Annotated in this window: 23 protein-coding genes; 14 read left to right on the forward strand and 9 right to left on the reverse strand. The window is 67.8% G+C overall.

The window, feature by feature from the left end; genetic code table 11:
* Positions 1-143 precede the first annotated feature (143 nt).
* The gene (locus IMZ11_RS12375; protein ID WP_374462263.1) at positions 144-698 is read right to left on the reverse strand and encodes a hypothetical protein; all 555 of its coding nucleotides are present in this window, start codon (positions 696-698) and stop codon (positions 144-146) included.
* Between the two features lie 238 nt (positions 699-936).
* On the opposite strand from IMZ11_RS12375, the gene IMZ11_RS12380 reads away from it, so the two are divergent.
* Both IMZ11_RS12380 and IMZ11_RS12385 read left to right on the forward strand, forming a co-directional pair.
* A complete protein-coding gene (locus tag IMZ11_RS12380) occupies positions 937-1,371 on the forward strand; it encodes a pyridoxamine 5'-phosphate oxidase family protein (protein WP_061261645.1) in 435 nt (144 codons plus the stop codon).
* Between the two features lie 81 nt (positions 1,372-1,452).
* Complete coding sequence (locus tag IMZ11_RS12385) at positions 1,453-2,634, forward strand: zinc-dependent alcohol dehydrogenase (protein ID WP_228640878.1); 1,182 nt, start codon at positions 1,453-1,455, stop codon at positions 2,632-2,634.
* Here IMZ11_RS12385 and IMZ11_RS12390 read toward each other — a convergent pair.
* Positions 2,624-3,424, reverse strand: a complete 801-nt coding sequence (locus IMZ11_RS12390; RefSeq protein ID WP_228640880.1) for a glycerophosphodiester phosphodiesterase family protein — start codon at positions 3,422-3,424, stop codon at positions 2,624-2,626. The two genes, IMZ11_RS12385 and IMZ11_RS12390, sit on opposite strands and share 11 nt — an antisense overlap.
* Positions 3,425-3,545: 121 nt before the next feature.
* Here IMZ11_RS12390 and IMZ11_RS12395 point away from each other — a divergent pair, with 121 nt between their 5' ends.
* Complete coding sequence (locus IMZ11_RS12395; protein WP_228640882.1) at positions 3,546-4,526, forward strand: cation diffusion facilitator family transporter; 981 nt, start codon at positions 3,546-3,548, stop codon at positions 4,524-4,526.
* Positions 4,527-4,530: 4 nt separating this feature from the next.
* Here IMZ11_RS12395 and IMZ11_RS12400 read toward each other — a convergent pair whose 3' ends face one another.
* Positions 4,531-4,782 (reverse strand): hypothetical protein, encoded by a 252-nt coding sequence (locus IMZ11_RS12400; RefSeq protein ID WP_061261641.1) that lies wholly within the window; start codon positions 4,780-4,782, stop codon positions 4,531-4,533.
* Between the two features lie 123 nt (positions 4,783-4,905).
* Between IMZ11_RS12400 and IMZ11_RS12405 the strand changes: the two genes are divergently transcribed.
* The gene (locus tag IMZ11_RS12405) at positions 4,906-5,538 is read left to right on the forward strand and encodes a hypothetical protein (protein ID WP_228640884.1); all 633 of its coding nucleotides are present in this window, start codon (positions 4,906-4,908) and stop codon (positions 5,536-5,538) included.
* A 19-nt stretch (positions 5,539-5,557) separates the two neighbouring features.
* Here the strand turns inward: IMZ11_RS12405 and IMZ11_RS12410 are convergent, their stop codons facing one another.
* Positions 5,558-6,565, reverse strand: coding sequence for a polysaccharide deacetylase family protein (locus tag IMZ11_RS12410; protein ID WP_228640886.1), 1,008 nt, complete (start codon positions 6,563-6,565; stop codon positions 5,558-5,560).
* 300 nt (positions 6,566-6,865) lie between these two features.
* On the opposite strand from IMZ11_RS12410, the gene IMZ11_RS12415 reads away from it, so the two are divergent.
* The 3 genes from IMZ11_RS12415 (at position 6,866) to IMZ11_RS12425 (ending at position 9,051) form a co-directional block, all read left to right on the forward strand.
* Positions 6,866-7,678, forward strand: a complete 813-nt coding sequence (locus IMZ11_RS12415) for an SAM-dependent methyltransferase (RefSeq protein ID WP_228640888.1) — start codon at positions 6,866-6,868, stop codon at positions 7,676-7,678.
* 69 nt (positions 7,679-7,747) lie between these two features.
* Positions 7,748-8,437: a hypothetical protein gene (locus IMZ11_RS12420; protein WP_228640890.1), complete on the forward strand. Its 690-nt coding sequence runs from the start codon at positions 7,748-7,750 to the stop codon at positions 8,435-8,437.
* Between the two features lie 71 nt (positions 8,438-8,508).
* Positions 8,509-9,051 carry a GNAT family N-acetyltransferase gene (locus tag IMZ11_RS12425; protein ID WP_228640892.1) on the forward strand — a complete coding sequence of 181 codons (543 nt, stop codon included), beginning with the start codon at positions 8,509-8,511 and terminating at the stop codon, positions 9,049-9,051.
* 49 nt (positions 9,052-9,100) lie between these two features.
* On the opposite strand, the gene IMZ11_RS12430 is transcribed toward IMZ11_RS12425, so the two are convergent.
* Positions 9,101-9,637: an NUDIX hydrolase family protein gene (locus tag IMZ11_RS12430; protein WP_228640894.1), complete on the reverse strand. Its 537-nt coding sequence runs from the start codon at positions 9,635-9,637 to the stop codon at positions 9,101-9,103.
* A gap of 92 nt (positions 9,638-9,729) precedes the next feature.
* On the opposite strand from IMZ11_RS12430, the gene IMZ11_RS12435 reads away from it, so the two are divergent.
* Complete coding sequence (locus IMZ11_RS12435) at positions 9,730-10,227, forward strand: hypothetical protein (protein WP_228640896.1); 498 nt, start codon at positions 9,730-9,732, stop codon at positions 10,225-10,227.
* 89 nt (positions 10,228-10,316) lie between these two features.
* Here IMZ11_RS12435 and IMZ11_RS46685 read toward each other — a convergent pair whose 3' ends face one another.
* Positions 10,317-10,577: a cellulose binding domain-containing protein gene (locus IMZ11_RS46685; RefSeq protein WP_228640898.1), complete on the reverse strand. Its 261-nt coding sequence runs from the start codon at positions 10,575-10,577 to the stop codon at positions 10,317-10,319.
* Positions 10,578-10,896: 319 nt separating this feature from the next.
* On the reverse strand, positions 10,897-11,637 hold the full coding sequence (locus IMZ11_RS12445) for a TetR/AcrR family transcriptional regulator (protein ID WP_228640900.1): 741 nt from the start codon (positions 11,635-11,637) through the stop codon (positions 10,897-10,899).
* A 103-nt stretch (positions 11,638-11,740) separates the two neighbouring features.
* Between IMZ11_RS12445 and IMZ11_RS12450 the strand changes: the two genes are divergently transcribed.
* Positions 11,741-12,460, forward strand: a complete 720-nt coding sequence (locus tag IMZ11_RS12450) for a DUF2306 domain-containing protein (RefSeq protein ID WP_228640902.1) — start codon at positions 11,741-11,743, stop codon at positions 12,458-12,460.
* A gap of 374 nt (positions 12,461-12,834) precedes the next feature.
* Here the strand turns inward: IMZ11_RS12450 and IMZ11_RS12455 are convergent, their stop codons facing one another.
* Positions 12,835-13,251 carry an Imm8 family immunity protein gene (locus IMZ11_RS12455; RefSeq protein ID WP_228640904.1) on the reverse strand — a complete coding sequence of 139 codons (417 nt, stop codon included), beginning with the start codon at positions 13,249-13,251 and terminating at the stop codon, positions 12,835-12,837.
* A 721-nt stretch (positions 13,252-13,972) separates the two neighbouring features.
* A complete protein-coding gene (locus IMZ11_RS12460) occupies positions 13,973-14,434 on the reverse strand; it encodes a hypothetical protein (protein WP_228640906.1) in 462 nt (153 codons plus the stop codon).
* A 96-nt stretch (positions 14,435-14,530) separates the two neighbouring features.
* Here IMZ11_RS12460 and IMZ11_RS45185 point away from each other — a divergent pair, with 96 nt between their 5' ends.
* The 5 genes from IMZ11_RS45185 (at position 14,531) to IMZ11_RS12480 (ending at position 17,006) form a co-directional block, all read left to right on the forward strand.
* On the forward strand, positions 14,531-14,656 hold the full coding sequence (locus tag IMZ11_RS45185; protein ID WP_255706347.1) for a hypothetical protein: 126 nt from the start codon (positions 14,531-14,533) through the stop codon (positions 14,654-14,656).
* A gap of 288 nt (positions 14,657-14,944) precedes the next feature.
* On the forward strand, positions 14,945-15,361 hold the full coding sequence (locus IMZ11_RS12465; RefSeq protein ID WP_228640908.1) for a hypothetical protein: 417 nt from the start codon (positions 14,945-14,947) through the stop codon (positions 15,359-15,361).
* Positions 15,362-15,389: 28 nt separating this feature from the next.
* Positions 15,390-16,223 carry a helix-turn-helix transcriptional regulator gene (locus IMZ11_RS12470; RefSeq protein WP_228640910.1) on the forward strand — a complete coding sequence of 278 codons (834 nt, stop codon included), beginning with the start codon at positions 15,390-15,392 and terminating at the stop codon, positions 16,221-16,223.
* 103 nt (positions 16,224-16,326) lie between these two features.
* Positions 16,327-16,737, forward strand: a complete 411-nt coding sequence (locus IMZ11_RS12475) for an ATP-binding protein (RefSeq protein WP_228640912.1) — start codon at positions 16,327-16,329, stop codon at positions 16,735-16,737.
* Entirely contained in the window at positions 16,734-17,006 is a 273-nt protein-coding gene (locus IMZ11_RS12480) for a hypothetical protein (protein ID WP_228640915.1), read from the forward strand. The genes IMZ11_RS12475 and IMZ11_RS12480 overlap by 4 nt, the downstream gene beginning before the upstream one ends.
* Positions 17,007-17,111 lie beyond the last annotated feature (105 nt).

The raw sequence follows: 17,111 nt of genomic DNA on the forward strand, positions 1-17,111 counted from the left end.
GGGAGGAATGATCCCGATTCGGTGTCCGCCATATCGCGCCCTCTCAAAGTGATACCACTCCGGGCATAGCACACCGCCCGCCCTCTTCGCGAGGACGGGCGGTGGATGGGTGGCGGCTACCTGGGTCGATCGAGTGATTTCGGTCACTTGAGGATCGGGTACCGCCTGACGAGCGCGGTGCCGCCCCACCAGCGGCCGATGCCGAGGGTGTCACCGGCGTTCGCGAGGGCGAGCCCGGCGAGGACGACGGCGTAGATCAGGTGCTCGTCCATGAAGGGGTTGTTCGCCAGGGGCAGCTCGGCCGCCCACATGAGCACGAGGAGCAGACCGCCGGTGATCGCGGCGACGCGGACCCCCGCGCCGACGATCAGAGCGGTGCCGATCCCGGCCAGACCGATCATGAAGAGCCAGTCGGCCCACCCCTGGCCGGCGAGCCCGGAGAAGAAGCCGCCGAAGGTGTTCTCGGCCGTTCCCTTGAGGAATCCGGTGGTCGGGCTGCCGCCGTTGATCCACGCCTTCTTCTCGGGGGTGGCGAACCCTAAGCCGAGAAGTTTGTCGACGAAGGCCCAGAGGAAGATCCAGCCGATCGCCATGCGGGCGACCCCCCAGACGTAATCCACCGGCCTGCGAGCCGCCGCCGCGGCGTGTGCCCCGGGTGCCGGGACCACACGCATCGCCTGCTGCTCGTTCCGCTCCATGATCGCCATCGTGAGCCCCTCTCCCTGTCGTCTGTGATGCCTCAAGTCCATCGCTCCCGCCGGATCCGCGGCAGTGCCGTACGGCTCGGCCGCGGCGGCACAGAGGTCCCCGGCTTGAGGGACCTTCGGCCCAAGAGCGCATGTCAGGGAGGAATGACCCTTTCTCCGGGACTTTGGTCCCTAGCGGGACATGGCGTTACCAATGGCATGGTGGGTTTGTGAATCGCGGCGAACCAGCATGAACGAACGAGAGCTCCGGGAACTGCCCCGGGACGAATCTCTGCGGCTGCTCGCCTCCGTGGCGATGGGCCGCGTGGTGTTCACCCTGCAGGCGCTCCCCGCGATCCGGCCGGTCAACCACATCCTCGACGGCGGCGACATCATCATCCGCACCCACCTGGGCGCGGCGATCACCTCGGCGGCCGACGGCGACGGCACCGTGGTCGCGTACGAGGCCGACGCGATCGACCCGGACGACCATCTCGGCTGGAGCGTGATCGTCCTCGGCACGGCCCGGCTCGTCAGGGACGAGGCCGAGGTCGCGCGCTACAGCGCGATGCTCAGGCCGTGGGTCTTCGGGAACATGGACCACGTGATCCGCATCCATCCCGAGGTCGTCACGGGGTTCCGGCTGATGGCCTTCAGCGAACCGATCGGCTCCACTGAGCACTGAGGCGTACCGGGTTCTCGCAAAGAACGCCTTTTATCGCATTTGTCCCGTTTGGCGACCACAGGCCGGGTTAGCGGGGGCCTCATGAAGGCACTCACCTGGCACGGAAAACGCGACGTACGGGTCCAGGAGGTCTCCGACCCGGCGCTCAAGGAATCCACCGACGCCATCATCAAGGTCACCACGTCCGGGATCTGCGGCTCCGACCTGCACCTGTACGAGCTGTTCGGCCCGTTCATGCTGGAAGGCGACATCCTCGGCCACGAGCCGATGGGCATCGTCGAGGAGGTCGGGTCCGACGTCAAGAACATCAAACCGGGCGACCGGGTGGTCATCCCGTTCACCATCTCCTGCGGGCACTGCTTCATGTGCGACCGCCGGCTCTTCGCCCAGTGCGAGACCACCCAGGTCCGCGACCACGGGATGGGCGCCGCCCTGTTCGGCTACACCAAGCTGTACGGCGAGGTGCCGGGCGGGCAGGCGGAGTACCTCCGCGTCCCGCAGGCCCACTTCGGCCCGATCAAGGTCCCCGAGGGGCCTCCGGACGAGCGGTACATCTATCTCTCCGACGTCCTCCCCACCGCCTGGCAGGCCGTCGAGTGGGCCGACATCCCCGAGGGCGGCACGGTCGCGGTCTTCGGCCTCGGCCCCATCGGCCAGATGTGCGCCCGCATCGCACGGCATCACGGCCACCGGGTCATCGCGGTCGACGGCGTACCCGAGCGCCTCGCCATGGCACGCAGGCACGGCGTCGAGACCGTGGACGCGCAGAGCCACAGGGACATCCCCGAGGCCCTCCGCGACCTCACCGACGGCCGCGGGCCCGACTCGGTGATCGACGCGGTCGGCATGGAGTCGCACGGATCGCCCGTGGCCAAGCTCGCCCAGAGCATCACCGGCATGCTGCCTGGCCGGGTCGCGGCGCCGCTGATGGAGAACGCGGGCGTCGACCGGCTCTCCGCGCTCCACCACGCCATCGAGTCCGTACGGCGCGGCGGCACGATATCGATCATCGGCGTCTACGGCGGCATGGCCGACCCGATGCCCATGCTGCGGATGTTCGACAAGGGCATCACGCTGCGGATGGGCCAGGCGCACGTCAAGCGGTGGATCGACGAGATCATGCCGCTGGTCGACGACGACAGGGATCCGCTGGGCGTGATGGATCTCGCCACGCACCGCCTGCCGCTCGACCAGGCGCCGCACGGCTACGAGATCTTCCAGAAGAAGCGCGACGGCGCGATCAAGGTCCTGCTCACTCTGTGACCGGGACGGAACACGCCGACCTGGCCCAGGCCAGGTAGGCCGGCGTCCGGTCGGTCACGACGCCGCTCACGCCGTAATCGGCCAGACGCCGCCAGTCGCCCCGGTCGTTGGGGGTCCACGCGTAGACGGGCAGTCCGGCCGCGCGGAACTCCCGCACCAGCGCCCTGGTCAGCCGGTCGTACCGGACGCCGACGAAGGAGAACCCCGCGGCGGCCGACACGCGGAGCGTGGACGAGGAAAGCAGCCCCCGCGTGGCCCCGATGGAGCCCACCGCCCGCAGCGCGGCGGCGGAGAACGACGTGATGCTCGCCCACCGGCGGGCGTCCAGGACCTCGTACACCTCGCGCAGCGCGCGCACGTCCTCCGCGTCCGGAACCTCCTTGAGCTCCACCATGGCGCGGCCGCCCCAGTCACGGACCAGCCGTAGCGCGCCCATCAGGGTCGGGGGCCGCTGGCCGTCCGCGGTGCGCAGCGCGCGGAACTCCGCCAGCGTCATGTCCGCGACCCGTCCCGTTCCCGTGGTCGTACGGTCGACTGTGGCGTCGTGCATCAGCACGGGTTGGTGGTCGCTGGTGAAGTGGACGTCGAACTCGACCCGCTCGGAGCCGGCGTCCAGCGCGTTCTCAAAGGCCGCGAGCGTGTTCTCCGTCGCGTCGTAGCCGCGATGGGACACGAGCCGAGGAGCGGGACAGGACGACGAGGTGGCCAGTTGGGTCCGCCCCGGCGACGGATCCAGCATCGTGATCACCAGGAGCGTGGTCCCCAGCGCGTTGGGAAGGCTGACTGCCATACAACCTATGATGCTCACGAAGCGTAGTCGCTCACTTACATATCGTTGACAAACGTCTCGATTATTTCCAACGTCGCGCGCTAAGCTCGCATAACGGGACAAAACGAGAGGGATCCGTACGATGGCGGACCACGGCCACGGTCACGGACACGATCAGGGACACGGTCAGGGACGCGGTCAGGGGCACGGTCATGGACACGGTGTCAGCCCGACCGCCGACCGGCGCCTCCTGACGGCGGCCCTCCTGCTGATCGTCACGTTCATGGCCGTCGAGGTGGCCGTCGGCGTCATCGCGGATTCGCTCGCGCTCATCTCCGACGCCGGGCACATGCTCACCGACGCCATCGCCATCGTGCTCGCGCTGGTCGCGATGCGGATCGCCGCCCGCCCTCCGCAGGGCGGGTTCACCTACGGCCTCAAACGCGCCGAGATCATCTCGGCCCAGCTGAACGGCATCACCCTGCTGCTGCTCAGCGCGTACTTCGTCTACGAGGCCGCGCACCGGCTGATCACGCCGCCCGAGGTCGAGGGCGTCTACGTCGTGGTGACCGGCCTGGCCGGGATCGCCGTCAACATCGCCGCCACCTGGCTGCTCGCCCGCGCCGACAGGGGCAGCCTCAACGTCGAGGGCGCCTTCCAGCACATACTCAACGACCTCTACGCGTTCATCGCCACCACCATCGCCGGGCTGGTCATCTGGCTGACCGGCTGGGGCCGGGCCGACGCCGTCGCCGCGCTGGTCGTGGCGGCGCTGATGCTCAAGGCGGGCTGGCGCCTGGTCCGCGCCTCGGCGCGGGTGTTCATGGAGGCGGCGCCCGCCGGGATCAACCCGGCCGAGATCGGCCGCAGGACGGCCGCGCTCGACGCGGTGGTCGAGGTGCACGACCTGCACGTCTGGGAGGTGACCTCCGGTTACCCCGCCCTGTCCGCGCACATCCTCGTCACCCCCGGCGCGGACTGCCACGCCGTACGGCTGGCCGCCGAGCGGCTCGTGCACGAGGAGTACGGCATCAGGCACACCACGCTGCAGGTGGACCACGCGTCACCGGACGTGCTGACCATCGGCCGTACGGAGCAGCGGCACGCGAACCACTGCGAGTGACCCGTCAGAAGTTCAGGCCGCGACCCGCCCGATAAGGCAACAGCCAGGCGAACCCGACGTTGCCGAAGTTGACCAGCATGCTGTGCGCGACCTGGGTGCCCATCTCGGAGACCTCCAGCCGGATCACCGCGCCCGACTGCATCCAGCGGGCCACCTCGTCCTCGGTCAGCGGCGGCTTGTGCACGCGCAACACGAGGTCGTGCAGTTGCCCGACCATCCGGAGATGAAGCTCGCATGTGGGCTCAGTGGTCACCATCGGCCCGCCCCCGTTTGACGTACTGCGGACTTCACCGCAAGCCTACTCCGCGCGTAAATCCCTTCCCCGGCCGCTCCGTCAGACACGATGGACGGGTACGGCCGAGCCGAGGAGGAGATGAGGATGCGCATCGAAGACCTGCCGAGGACCCGGCGCGCGCTGCACGGAGTGGCCGAACTGGTCATGGCCGGCCCGCAGTACCGGCTGAGCGGCACCATCCGGCTCAGGGCCGCCTCCGGCGGATTCGCCACGATCACCGCGCCGGACCTGCGGGTCGACGGCGACACGCTGGTGACGGGGACCGGGCTGGTCCTCCCCCTCAGGGACGTCACCTTCGCCGCCCTGGCCGAAGCCGCCGGAGTCCGGGCGGGCGCGCCCGAGGGGCTCTACCGCGACGGGTCCGGCGTCCAGAGCGACGAGGTGGTCGACGTCGATCCCGCCGCCGCCGAGTACATCGCGGACTGCCTGGCCATCGGCGAGACGGCGCTGCGCCACCTGGACCCCGAGTTGACCCCGGTGCTCTGGCCCGAGCACTTCGACCTCGGCATCAGCAGCGACGAGATCAACTACGGCGTGTCCCTCGGGAACAGCGAGATCGAGGAACCGTACGCCTACGTCGGGCCCTGGCAGTCCAGGGAGGGCTCGTTCTGGAACATGACCTTCGGCGCGGCCCGCCCGATATCCGAGCTGGGCGGCGCCGACGCGGTCACGGCGTTCCTGGAGGAGGGCCGCAGGCAGGCACACGACCGCGACTAGCTGACGCGGCCCGGTTCCGCTAGTACGGCAGGGCGATGGCGGCGAAGTTCTTGTCCACGAAGGGCGCCTTGAACTTCGGGTACGCCACCGTGGCGACGTTGCCGTCGGAGGTGAAGCGCTCGTCCGGGTGCGCGTTGAGCTCGTCCAGCCAGGCCGTCGAGCAGAACTTCACGCAGTCGCCCTTCTTGTCCATCGACCGGATCCGCGGGATCCCGACCGGGTCGAATTCCTTGGTGAACGGCGACGGCGCCGGGGTGTACCCCGCCAGGAAGACCCCCTGGTAGTCGTACCGGACGCCGTTCCCAGAGCCGTGCAGCGCCCACTTCTTGTCACGCGGCTGGTTGCCGTACGGCAGGGCCAGGGTGTGAACCTGGACCTTCTTGTCCAGATCGGTGATCAGCTTCTGCCCGGCGGCGATCTGCTCGGTCACCTCCTTCTCCGACTTTCCGAGCAGGTTCAGGTGATCCCGTGTGTGGTTGCCGATGTCGAACCCGTTCTGGGACAGCCAGCCGAGGACCTGGGCCCGCTCCTCCGGGCTGAACTTCCCGAACATGTCGCGGATCACGTAGAAGGTGGCGACAGGCCGGAAGCCCGGGTGCTTCTTGGCGACGTCGAGCAGGATGCCCACCGCGGTGTCCGCCTTGGGCGTGCCCATCTCGTCCAGCGTGAGCTGCGACGGCGAGGAGTCGTCAAACGTCAGCACGACCGGGTGCGTGCCCGCCGGGATGGCGATCTTCCCGGTGACGTACTCGGTCGCGGTGATCGGCACGTACTTCTCGGAGGCCAGACGCTCCAGTTCAGTCCGGAACTGCGCGGGCGTGCGGTCGTCGGTCCCGCCGGGTTTGTCGGTGATCCGGTGGTACATGATCACCGGAATCTTGCCCAGCTCGTTGGCTCTCACCTTGGCGGCGGCGGCCGCGTTGGCCTTCCGCGTCAGCTCGGCGGAAGCGGCCGCCGCCTTCGCGTTGGGCGTCGCGTTCGCCGCCGTCTTGGTCTCTGTGGATTGGCATGCCGCGAGCGCCAACAAGCCCGCACACGCCACCCCAATACGGACAACCCCGAAGCGACCCATGGTCCCTCCAACCGAGTTGCGGAAGATAGGTCTCCTGTACCCCCGCAATCTCCCTACTTCACCCTTCGTACCGCCATGCTCACACTTCGGATTCGTTACCTGTCGCGCTCCTCGCCTCGACACCACGCAGTCGTACAACTTGACGGCAATGCGGTGAAATACGCTGATGTGTCGCGATTTGCCCGCCTATCAGGCGCTAATCGTCTAAGTTGATCTCCTGGGCATGTCGTCTTCGACACCGCTGAGGAGGCTGTGATGGGTGGGGAATCCCGCGAGATCGACAATGAGGTGCTGGCACGCATCAACACCTCCGTCCCGCATTCGGCCCGCGTATGGGACTACTGGCTGGGTGGCAAGGACAACTACGGACCGGACCGCGAAGTCGGCGACGAGATCGTGAAGGTCATGCCGGACCTGCCGGTCAACGCGCGGGCCGAGCGCCAGTTCATCGGCCGCGTCGTACGCCACCTCGCCGGCGACGCCGGCATCGACCAGTTCCTCGACGTCGGCACGGGCATCCCGACCGCGGACAACACCCACGAGGTCGCCCAGCGGGTCAACCCCAAGGCACGGATCGTCTACGTCGACAACGACCCGATCGTGTTGGTCCACGCCCGCGCGCTGCTGCAGAGCACGCCTGACGGAGCCACCGCGTACATCGACTCCGACCTGCGCAAGCCCGAGCCCATCCTGGAGGCGGCCGCGCTGACGCTCGACTTCTCCCGTCCCATCGCGCTGATGCTGATGGGCGTGCTGGAGTTCGTCCCCGACGCCGAGCTGGCGCACGCCGCCGTGGGCGCGCTGCGGGACGCGCTCCCCTCCGGCAGCTACATGGCGATCGCGCACAGCGTGCACAGCTCGTCGATGGACGACGCCGCGGCCAAGTGGAACGCCAGCGAGGCCACCCCGCTCACCCTGCGCACCCCCGAGCAGCTCAAGGAGTTCTTCGCGGGGATGGAACTGCTGACGCCCGGCCTGGTGTCACTGCCGAAGTGGCGGCCCGAGCCGGAGACCAGCTTCCAGGACCGCGACGTGTTCCAGTTCGGCGGCGTCGGCCGCAAGCCGTAGGTCGCCGCGCCGCAGGCGATCAGCGTGGCGTCCACCGAACCGGCCTGCGGACATGTACGTGATACGGGCATGAGATATCGACTGCTCGCCGTCCTGTTGCTGATCATCGGGACGGTCGCGTTCACTCCCAGTACGGCATGCGCCTGCTCCTGCATGCCGCTCAAGCCGTCCCAGCAGATGAAGGGGTCGGCCTCCGTGTTCACGGGAACGGTGACCGCGATCCGCCGGATCGACGGCGATCCTCTCGGCCCAACGCCGCCGATCGTCTACACCTTCCGAGCCGACCAGATCTACAAGGGCGCGGCCAAGGCGGAGTTCCAGGTCGCGACCAACGCCGACAGCGCCGCGTGCGGATACAACTTCACGGTCGGCTCGCGCTACCTGGTCTTCGCCTCGGCGGGCAAGTCGGGCCTGTTCCAGGTCGACCCCGGGGTGCGCCTGCACACCTCGCTGTGCTCGGGGGACCAGATGGTCCGCCCCGGTACGGGCCCGCTCCGCCCGAGGGACGGGATCGTACGCGACCAGGACGGCTACAGCGGGGAGCGCCTGGGCAAGGCGCTTCTCACCGCACTCGGCAAGCCGACAGCGGCTCCGGCACCCACGCCGTCGCCCGCGGTCACCCTCACCCCCAACACCTCAGGCAGTTCCTCGGGAGACGGCCGGGCCCCGATCGGGATCTATTCGGGAGCGGCCGGCGCCGGCGCCGCACTCGCCTTCGCGGGCTGGCGGCTCCTCAGGCGACGCCCCGAGTCCGACTGACATGTCGCCTCCCGCGTGATCAAGAGGTGAGGAACACGTTCTGTCGGAGGCCGCTGGCAGGCTGATGGCCCGTGAGGAACAAGGATGCGCCGGACTTCCGCCAGATCGCCGATCGGCGGGAGATGTCTCCCGAGCTGAGACGGGAGCTGATCGAGTGCTGGGTCACAGTGAGCAACGCGGGAGGCGCGGCCGGCTTCCCCTTCCCTCCTGTCGGCTTCGACGAGGTGGCGTCGGTGGCCGATCAGCTCATCGCCGGCCTCGATCCGCGGCGCAGCCGTTTCCTTCTGGCCTTCGTTGACGGGGTGCTGGCGGGCTGGCTGAACGTACGCCGGGACGTCAACCCGCTGATCGCGCATTGGGGCACAGTTCACCACGTCCAGACGCACACCGACTTCCGGGGCAGGGGTGTCGGCGCCGCGTTGATGCACCGCGTACGCGACCTGGCGCGCGAGGAGTTGGGCCTTGAACAGCTTCACCTCGCCGCGCGCGGCGGTGTGGGACTCGAAGGTTTCTACGGCCGGCTGGGTTGGAAGGAGATCGGCCGTCGGCCCGGCGCGCTGCGGCTCGCGCCCGGCGACGATCGCGACGAGATCCTGATGATGCTCATGCTCTGACACCGAACCGTGGCGCCCCGGAGCCTTGATCACCACCCCGCCTGAGCGGTCAGGAAAGGCACCCGACGTACGCGAGTGCCTGCTTCAGCAGGACGCCCTGCCCGCCGGCCATCTCCTGCTGCACCAGGGGCGACGCGGCCTCCTCCGGCGTGAACCAGACGAGGTCGAGGGCGTCCTGCCGGGGACGGCAGTCGCCCACGACCGGCACCACGTAGGCGAGGGACACCGCGTGCTGCCGGGGATCGTGGTAGGGCGTGATGCCCTGCGTCGGAAAGTACTCGGCGATGGTGAACGGCTGCGGAGAGGCGGGGACGCGCGGCAACGCCGTCGGCCCGAGATCCTTCTCCAGGTGGCGCATGAGCGCGTCACGGACCCGCTCGTGGTGCAGCACGCGGCCGGAGACGAGGGCCCGGCTGACCGTCCCGTCCGATCCGATGCGCAACAGCAGGCCGACACGCGTGACCACTCCTGTGTCGTCGACGCGTACCGGCACGGCGTCAACGTAGAGGATCGGCATCCGCGCGCGGGTCGACTCCAGTTCTTCTGGGCTGAGCCAACTGGGCGTGGTTTCGGTCATTTCGGTCATTAACCGATCGTACTTCGCAGCCTGCTCAGCGAGGTGATCACGCCCGAGCAGGCGTGTCCCAAGGCCCCTTCCAGCGCTGAGAGACTCCGTAGGTGAGCAAGACGACTCCGGGCGAATATCGAGACTTCGAATTCTGGGTGTTCGATGTCTCCAAGGGGATCCTGCTCGCCGAGATGACCGATGTCATCAAGGCCATGGAACCGCGGTCACGACCACGCTGGCTGTCCGCCGTGCTGGACGACATGTGTCTCCACGCGGCGATCAGCGACCTTCTGTTCTCGCTGGACGATTGGGTCGACGGGCACACTGAGGAGTTCATCGCTCTGGTCGAGGCGGCATGTGAACGCCTCAGGAGGCGGGGCACGATCACCGCCGAAGAAGCCGCGGCCTGGCTCGTATCGGACGACCTGCATGTGATCTGGAGAGGGGCTGACGAGGTGCGGGTCGAGCCGGTGGTGGCCTTCGGCGAGGCCATCGTCGCCATCATTCGCGGAATCCACCCGCCCGCACCGCCGGGCCATCAGTGGTACTTCGGGACGTACGCCGCCGGCGGGCCGATCACCACAGTCGTCATCCGCGGCCCGGGCTGACGGATCGACCCACGATCCGCGGTCGGCCGGCCATCCATGCGACCCGCACGGGCGACCCGCACACGCCTAACTACACGCGGCGCCGTTGATCAGGAAGCGTGCCGGGGTGGGGTCGGCGCCCGTGTTGGTGCCTGCGACCACTCGGCCGACCAGCCCGAGGTCACATGCTGGCCGACGTCGGGAAAGGTGAAGGTGAGCCGCCAGTCGGCGATGGCCGTGGAGCCGGTGTCGGTGATTCCCACATTCACGGTCATCCCGGAGTCCCAGGACCAGGAGGCGTACTCCACATCGCATCTGACCGAGGGCGACGGGGTGACGATGTCCCCGAAGCGACGCCGGCCGGAGGCCACGGCAGGTAGACCGTACCTTCCGTGACTGCGGGCTGGAAGGTGGCCACCAGACTGCCGGTGCCGTTCTTGTCCTCGTACACCGAGTAGCAGGCGATGCCGTCCGGGTCGGTGGCGGCCGCCCAGCGCAGGCGCACCGCAGTGAGCGAGACACCCCGGACTTCAGGCGTCCCCGGCGCGGTAGGCGGGTCATTCGGCGGCGTCGGGCTCCCTGGTGAGCCGAGCCGACGGATGCAACTTTCATCGTCCACGCGCCGTCCTGGCACGGACATGCCCGACCCGGCGCGAGCGCGTCGCCGCCGCGCCGGCCGGCTGACCCGGCTCAGGCCCGGGCGGCGCGTTCGACCGCCACCCCCACCCCGTCGAGCAGGTAGTCCAGGCCGGCGCGGAAGTCGTCGTCCGGACCGGCCCCCGGTTGAGGGGCGAACACCCCGGCCTCGACCGCGCGGGCCAACGCCGGGAACCGGCCGGGGTCGGCGAGCTCGGTGAGCAGGGCGGCGTACGCCCTGTCGGCCGTTTCCTCTGGTTCGGCGGTCATGGACGTCAGGAGCTGGGCCGCGCCGCGCACGTAGTGCAGCACCAGCATGACCACCGAGAACCGGGCCCGCTGGTCCAGCTGCGTGCCGCCGAGGGCGCGCAGCGCGGCGTCCAGCCAGGCGAGCTGGCCGGGGTCCATCGGCGGAGAGTTCACCAGCTGGACGATCCACGGATGCCGCAGGTAGACGCCGAACAGCTGGACGGCCCACCGGGTGAGTGAGCCGCGCCAGTCGGCCGGCGCCGTGTCGAACTCCGGCGGCGGGCCGGGCACAGCGTCCAGCATGAACAGCTGCAGGTCGTCCTTGCCGGCCACGTGCCGGTACAGCGACATGGGCGCGCAGCCGAGCCGTTCGGCGAGCCGGGCCATGGACAGCGCGGCCAGGCCCTCCTCGTCGGCGAGGGCGACGGCCGCCGCCACGATCCGCTCCAGGCTGAGCGCGGGCGTGCGTCCCCGCCCCTTCGGCTTGGCCCGCCCCCACAGCACGTTCAGCGCGTGCGGCAGCTCGTCTCTGATGTCGTCCGGCATTCCAGGGAGTTTATCAGTTTGCGTATGGCCTACGCTTTGCGTATATGATACGCAATAAGCGTATGACATACGCATCCACTCGACCGTCCTCCCTGGAGCCGTCATGCATACGACGATCGACAGTCCTCCGCCGGTACCGGCCCGCCGGCGTCCGTGGTGGCGGCGCCGCTGGACGGTGCCGCTCGGCCTGATCACGGCCGGGTTCCTCGCGTTCTCGCTGCCGCCGTACCTGACCGGGGACCCGTCGCTGTCCCGGGTGCCGCAGCCAGAGGGGTTCGGCCCGCACTACCCGCTGCTCGTGGCGCACGTGCTGTTCGCCTCGGTCGCCATGGTCACCGCGTTCTTCCAGGTGTGGCCGTGGTTCCGCCGGCGGCACCCGGTGTGGCACCGGCGCGCCGGGCGGGTCTACGTGTTCGCCGGGGTGCTGCCAGCCGGGCTGACCGGCCTGGTCATCGGGGCGCGCACCCCGTTCGGGCCGTTCCTCGCGGTCAGCGACGTACTCCTCGCCCTGCTGTGGCTCGCCTTCGCCGTGGCGGGCTGGCGCGCCGCCCGCGCCCGCCGGTACGTCGACCACCGGCGCTGGATGCTGCGCAGCACCGTGCTGACCTACTCCATCATCACCAACCGGGTGTGGACCGGGATCCTGATCATCGCCCTGTCCCCGCTGCAGGACACCGTCTTCCACGGCGACCCCGACCTGATGGCGTGGACGATCTCCGGACTGTCCGGCTGGCTCGGCTGGACGATCCCGCTGCTGGCCGTGGAGTGGTACCTGGAGCGCGAGGTGGCCCGCCGCGGCCGCCGCACCGCGCTCGCGACCTGATCCCGGAGGCCCGATCCCGGGCCGATGAACTCGACCAGGACGACGAGGTCGAGCCACTGCATGTGGTCCGCTTCGGGGCTCAGGTCGACGTTCAGGGCGTCACGTCGCCAGTCGACTGACTGCAACTCAAACCGCGACCTTGCCGGTCCCAGAAATCAGAAGAGCCCCCCTCGCTGAAGTCGCGAGAGGGGATCTGACCTGCGGAGGCTCGGGGATTTGAACCCCGGATGGGCTTAAGACCCAAACCGCATTAGCAGCTCGGATCTTGCCCGTCCCGATCCGTTCCACCTGGACCAACACCGCTCGGCGGTCCTCCTGGAACGGCCTGGTACGGCGGAGAACTGCAACTAGAACTGCAACTACGGCGGGAGGCGTTACCCCTCGTCGTCCTCGAACTCCCACTCTCCGAGCCGGCCGATCTTCGCGGCTAGCTCACTCCACGTCGGGGCCTCCAGAGCAGCCATCCGATCAGTCAACCATCTGACCACCTCGGGAGGGCGGAGCTCAGGAACGAAGAGCCAGTGACGACCGATGAGGAAGGGATGATGATGCAACCGCTCGGCGAGGGCGGACGGAGTGCAGACGGTGAGCTGTAACCGTTCCTCGCCCGGCTCGTCCTGCGGGCCGACGTACATCTCCAACAGCTCACAGGCATGGGCGGGATCACCGATACTCCGGCCACCTTCAAGATCAGGCCAGCGGAAGTCGCTCACTCGTGCTCGCATCATCCAATGATCACGCAATGGACCTGAGTGATGGTGGGCTACCAGCTTGGGAATTGCATGGATCATGCCTCGCAGGGCGGCTGACCTGGGCTTCGGTCGGGTCATGAGTGACCGTGGTTGACCCCTCGTCACCCTGCTTAATGGCCCGCTAATGGCCCGGCGGTCAGGCGCCGACCTGCGGCGGTACGCAATGCGCGCGGCTCGGCCCCTGCTCCGCTCCCGTCCTCCTCGTAGCTGCCGACCCCCAGGACGGGACCGCCGTGTCAAGGGTCAGCGAAGCTGATCGCCTAGCGACGCCGTAGGCGCCCTTGACTCGGCGGGCGCGGCCGGGACACTTGAGCAGCGAGGAGGACAAAGGGCCATCGGATTATGAGTGGGATTGATCTTGATGGGGGAGTGGGCTCCTGACCTGCGGCCCGGCGCTGCGTCGATCGTCGTCCATCGGCAGCGTTCCGCGTATGTGCCGGATCTTGAAATGCGCGCCCGCGCACGCCTTCGGCTGACTGATCTTCCCGTCTGCCTCGACCCACCGCGGAGCGGCAGCGGGCCGGCGACGGAGGGGCAAGCCCGTCTTCGCGTGTACGCGAGCCGGTCGCCGTTCCTCGGCCATCGGATGCCTACGGCCACAGACGGGCTTGAGCCGTAGGAGTCGGTCTGCTGGGCTTGCCTGGGTCGTGGCTGGCGGGACGATCAGGCTTCCACCTCAGCCAGCTACGGACCGGCTCATGCTCGGGCGATCATCCCGGAGCCGAGGCCCTCGCCGGAGGCATCTTCGGCGGGAAGGGCATCATGCGGCCGGACTATGCCGCGTAGCTTGGCTTCGCGATCGCCGTGAGGCGACTACTCCAACCACGCCAGTAATGAACAGGCTGATGGAGATAAAGAAGACGGGATTGACGAAGGCAGGAACCAGGTCGACGCGCTGGCCCTCGTACACGCATATGGGATTGCGCAGTGGCAGCAGGTGGGATGGCGCCGACGAGTAAGAGTGGCCAGGCCCAGCGATCATGCACAGATCCTCTGGGTCAGCGAGATAGAGCAGGCCACCTGAGAACAACCCTGCTCCGTAGGTCGCGAGTGCGACACAAATTCCGATGATGGCGAGTTTCGCCCACACCACTCGTGCTCGTTCCTGACGTCCTCGGACGCGGACGACGATGCTGTGGACCACCAACCCGATGGCCGCAGCAGCCGTCACTGGCGCTAAGAGGGGAAGGAACATGAGGAACAGGTAGAAGGATTCGGCCATAGCGCTTGACGCTATCGGCACGGGTCCGCTCTTGGTAGTGGCCGGGATGGGGGCCTGTAGCGCTTGGGGGCAGTGATTTAGCTGTGCGCTGGAGACGTGTGCATTCTCGTTGCTCCGCTGCCCGAGCTGCTGGCGGCCGGGACCGGCCCCCAGGCCGCATGCCCGGCCGCCGAGCGGGCGCAGGGCCGCGAGGCGGCGCGGAGCGCCGCCCTTGATCCCTAAAAGATCAATTCGGCAAGATGGGCCTTGCAGCGCTCGTAAGTGCGCGGCACTGAGCGTCGAACTGGTGGACGTCGCGTTGTCTGGCATGCAGCCGTGGACGCCTCTGAGGTATGACAGGTGGGTCCGCCTCTGTAACTCGGGTGATGCTTCTCATAGCATCCTCCAATGCATGAAGCATGCTTTGGCCAGGGATAGCTCGGTTCTCTCCCCTGTCAATACAGGCTCATCTTACCCTTGGTTATTAAGATCTCTCTTTTCGGGCCTGCCTTCGGTCGATACGTTCCGTGCGTGGCCGAGAGCAAGAAGAGGAAGAAAAAGGGATTCGTCGAAAAATACTGGGGCTACGTGCTGCTGATCGGGCTTATGGTGGCCTGGTGGGTGATGGACGACAGAGGAAAACTTGCTCCGTTCCTCATCCTGGGTTCGCTTCTTGCGATCTACTACTTCCTGTTTCGGGTGCCTCGCCCCTGTGGAGCGCAGGGCAGAGAGGGACCTTGCAGAAACAATGCATACGGCCTGATGGCAGGCTGCCAATTACAGCAGCACAAGCGGCAGAATATCTTCAAGCGATTAGGTTCGGAGAAGCTTCGCCGAATGAATCACGGCCTATGGATTTCCCCCAAAGAGGTCCTAGCGAGTATCGCGGGCCTAACATCCCTCATCTCCTGTATCGCAGCAATCGTTGCCCTGTTTCTCCCCAAGTAGCGGATAGGCCCGTGATAGAACCCTCTGTGTGGAGGAGCGACGGGATCGGTTGCGGGAGCTGGGGGAGCTGTTGCGGCGGCTTCGTAAGGATGCAGGGCTGACCGGTAAAGACCTGGCACAGCGGGCCGGGGTGGCTCAGCCGACTATCTCTCGGATGGAGACTGGGCGGCTGCTGCCGACTCCAGAGACGGTCGAGCGGGTATCCGCGGCGCTTAACCTCGACGAAGACAGGCGGCGTGAGTTGGACACGCTGCTGCTGCGACTGCGTGACGAGGTGTCCCGGTTGAAGAGTGGACTTGCCGGCCGAGAAGCGGCCAACGCCGCACGGGTTCGCTCGGCTCAATGGATGGCCGTGTTCTCCTCGGCAATGATTCCGCCGCTGTTGCAGACGGCCGAGTACGCCCGGCTCGCACTCTCGATCGGCCACGACGTGGACCAGGACGACGCGGCCAAGGCGGCGGCCGTACGGGTCGAGTCGCAGGCCGCAGTGTTCGAGCCTGGTCGGAAGTTCGCGTTCGTGCTGACGGAGGGCGCGGTGCGGACGTGGCCGGGATCGCCGTCGCTGATGCCGGCGCAGCTCGACCGGCTCGCCCAGGTGTCCACGCTTCCCCATGTGCGCCTGGGGGTCGTGCCCTGGAGCGTGGAAGCGCCGGCCTTCCCTCTCCACGGGTTCACGATCTACGACGGCGCGGTGAGCGTGGTCGAGAGCCTGACGGGTGATCTCACCCTGACGGAGTCCAGCGAGATCGACACGCATATGGACGTGTTCGAGGCGTTCGCGGCTGCCGCTGTATACGACGATGCCTTACGGGATCTTCTGGGGCAGATCGGGGCGGACTACCGCGCTCTCGCGAGCAAGTAGCCAGTCCTGGCGCATTTATACGTCGAATACCTTGAGTAGCTTCTAGCGTTGGTCATACGCTGCCGACATGGATGTATAGCCCCCTATACAACGGAGTACGCCCATGTCAGGCTGGCGAATGTCCCGCCACTTCCTCGGCTCCCCCGCCTCGATCACCGAAGCCCGCCGCTTCGTCACCACCTTCTTGAAGGGCTGGCCGTCCCTGGAATCGGCCGAACTCATCGTGAGCGAACTGGCCACCAACGCCGTACGGCACTCGGCCAGCGGCAGATTCGGCGGGCTGTTCATCGTCACCATCCGCGTCAACCACCGGCGGCTGTGGCTCGGCGTCGCCGACGAGGGCGGCCCCCGCTCCCCGGAACTGCTCCCCGCCTACGAAGAGGCCGAAGGCGGGCGCGGCCTCATGCTCGTCTCCACCCTCGCCACCGGCTGGGGCGTCCTGGGAGACCACAACGGCCGCACCGTGTGGGCCGTCCTCGACCCCGCCCCAGCCATGGCAGCGACCGGCAGATGAGCGACTGCGTCGCCCCACACCTGTCTCTGCCGCAACCCAACTGCCGCGAGCTGAAGTGGTTTGAGTTCGTGCCCGGCGACCGCTGCAGGGTGGTGGCGTGGACGTGTGACTGCACGGCCCGGTTCTACGAGCTGTACGAGATGGCCGGTGTCGGATTCATCCGCCGCACCATCCAGGGAACTCCGGTCTCGATCGTCGAGACGAACCGCTGGCCGCTCCGGCAGGCCCGCGCGGTCTGGGCGGACATCATGGCCGGACGGGCGAGATGAGTCCGCGAGGTGTCCCCAATCGGCGCTCCGCCATACGGGCAACAAATCCCAAAACGGGCGAAGTCATACCGTCTAGGGGGATCGACGGCATTCTGTCCAGGGGTC

Source organism: Microtetraspora sp. AC03309, assembly GCF_020826795.1.
GTDB classification, from domain to species: domain Bacteria; phylum Actinomycetota; class Actinomycetes; order Streptosporangiales; family Streptosporangiaceae; genus Microtetraspora; species Microtetraspora glauca.

Bases quoted from the DNA above. Each gene is read 5' to 3' on its own strand.
- IMZ11_RS12375 (WP_374462263.1), bottom strand. From the start codon at position 698: ATGGAGCGGAACGAGCAGCAGGCGATGCGTGTGGTCCCGGCACCCGGG.
- IMZ11_RS12380 (WP_061261645.1), top strand. From the start codon at position 937: ATGAACGAACGAGAGCTCCGGGAACTGCCCCGGGACGAATCTCTGCGG.
- IMZ11_RS12385 (WP_228640878.1), top strand. From the start codon at position 1,453: ATGAAGGCACTCACCTGGCACGGAAAACGCGACGTACGGGTCCAGGAG.
- IMZ11_RS12390 (WP_228640880.1), bottom strand. From the start codon at position 3,424: ATGGCAGTCAGCCTTCCCAACGCGCTGGGGACCACGCTCCTGGTGATC.
- IMZ11_RS12395 (WP_228640882.1), top strand. From the start codon at position 3,546: ATGGCGGACCACGGCCACGGTCACGGACACGATCAGGGACACGGTCAG.
- IMZ11_RS12400 (WP_061261641.1), bottom strand. From the start codon at position 4,782: ATGGTGACCACTGAGCCCACATGCGAGCTTCATCTCCGGATGGTCGGG.
- IMZ11_RS12405 (WP_228640884.1), top strand. From the start codon at position 4,906: ATGCGCATCGAAGACCTGCCGAGGACCCGGCGCGCGCTGCACGGAGTG.
- IMZ11_RS12415 (WP_228640888.1), top strand. From the start codon at position 6,866: ATGGGTGGGGAATCCCGCGAGATCGACAATGAGGTGCTGGCACGCATC.
- IMZ11_RS12420 (WP_228640890.1), top strand. From the start codon at position 7,748: ATGAGATATCGACTGCTCGCCGTCCTGTTGCTGATCATCGGGACGGTC.
- IMZ11_RS12430 (WP_228640894.1), bottom strand. From the start codon at position 9,637: ATGACCGAAATGACCGAAACCACGCCCAGTTGGCTCAGCCCAGAAGAA.
- IMZ11_RS12445 (WP_228640900.1), bottom strand. From the start codon at position 11,637: ATGCCGGACGACATCAGAGACGAGCTGCCGCACGCGCTGAACGTGCTG.
- IMZ11_RS12450 (WP_228640902.1), top strand. From the start codon at position 11,741: ATGCATACGACGATCGACAGTCCTCCGCCGGTACCGGCCCGCCGGCGT.
- IMZ11_RS12455 (WP_228640904.1), bottom strand. From the start codon at position 13,251: ATGATCCATGCAATTCCCAAGCTGGTAGCCCACCATCACTCAGGTCCA.
- IMZ11_RS12460 (WP_228640906.1), bottom strand. From the start codon at position 14,434: ATGGCCGAATCCTTCTACCTGTTCCTCATGTTCCTTCCCCTCTTAGCG.
- IMZ11_RS12475 (WP_228640912.1), top strand. From the start codon at position 16,327: ATGTCAGGCTGGCGAATGTCCCGCCACTTCCTCGGCTCCCCCGCCTCG.
- IMZ11_RS12480 (WP_228640915.1), top strand. From the start codon at position 16,734: ATGAGCGACTGCGTCGCCCCACACCTGTCTCTGCCGCAACCCAACTGC.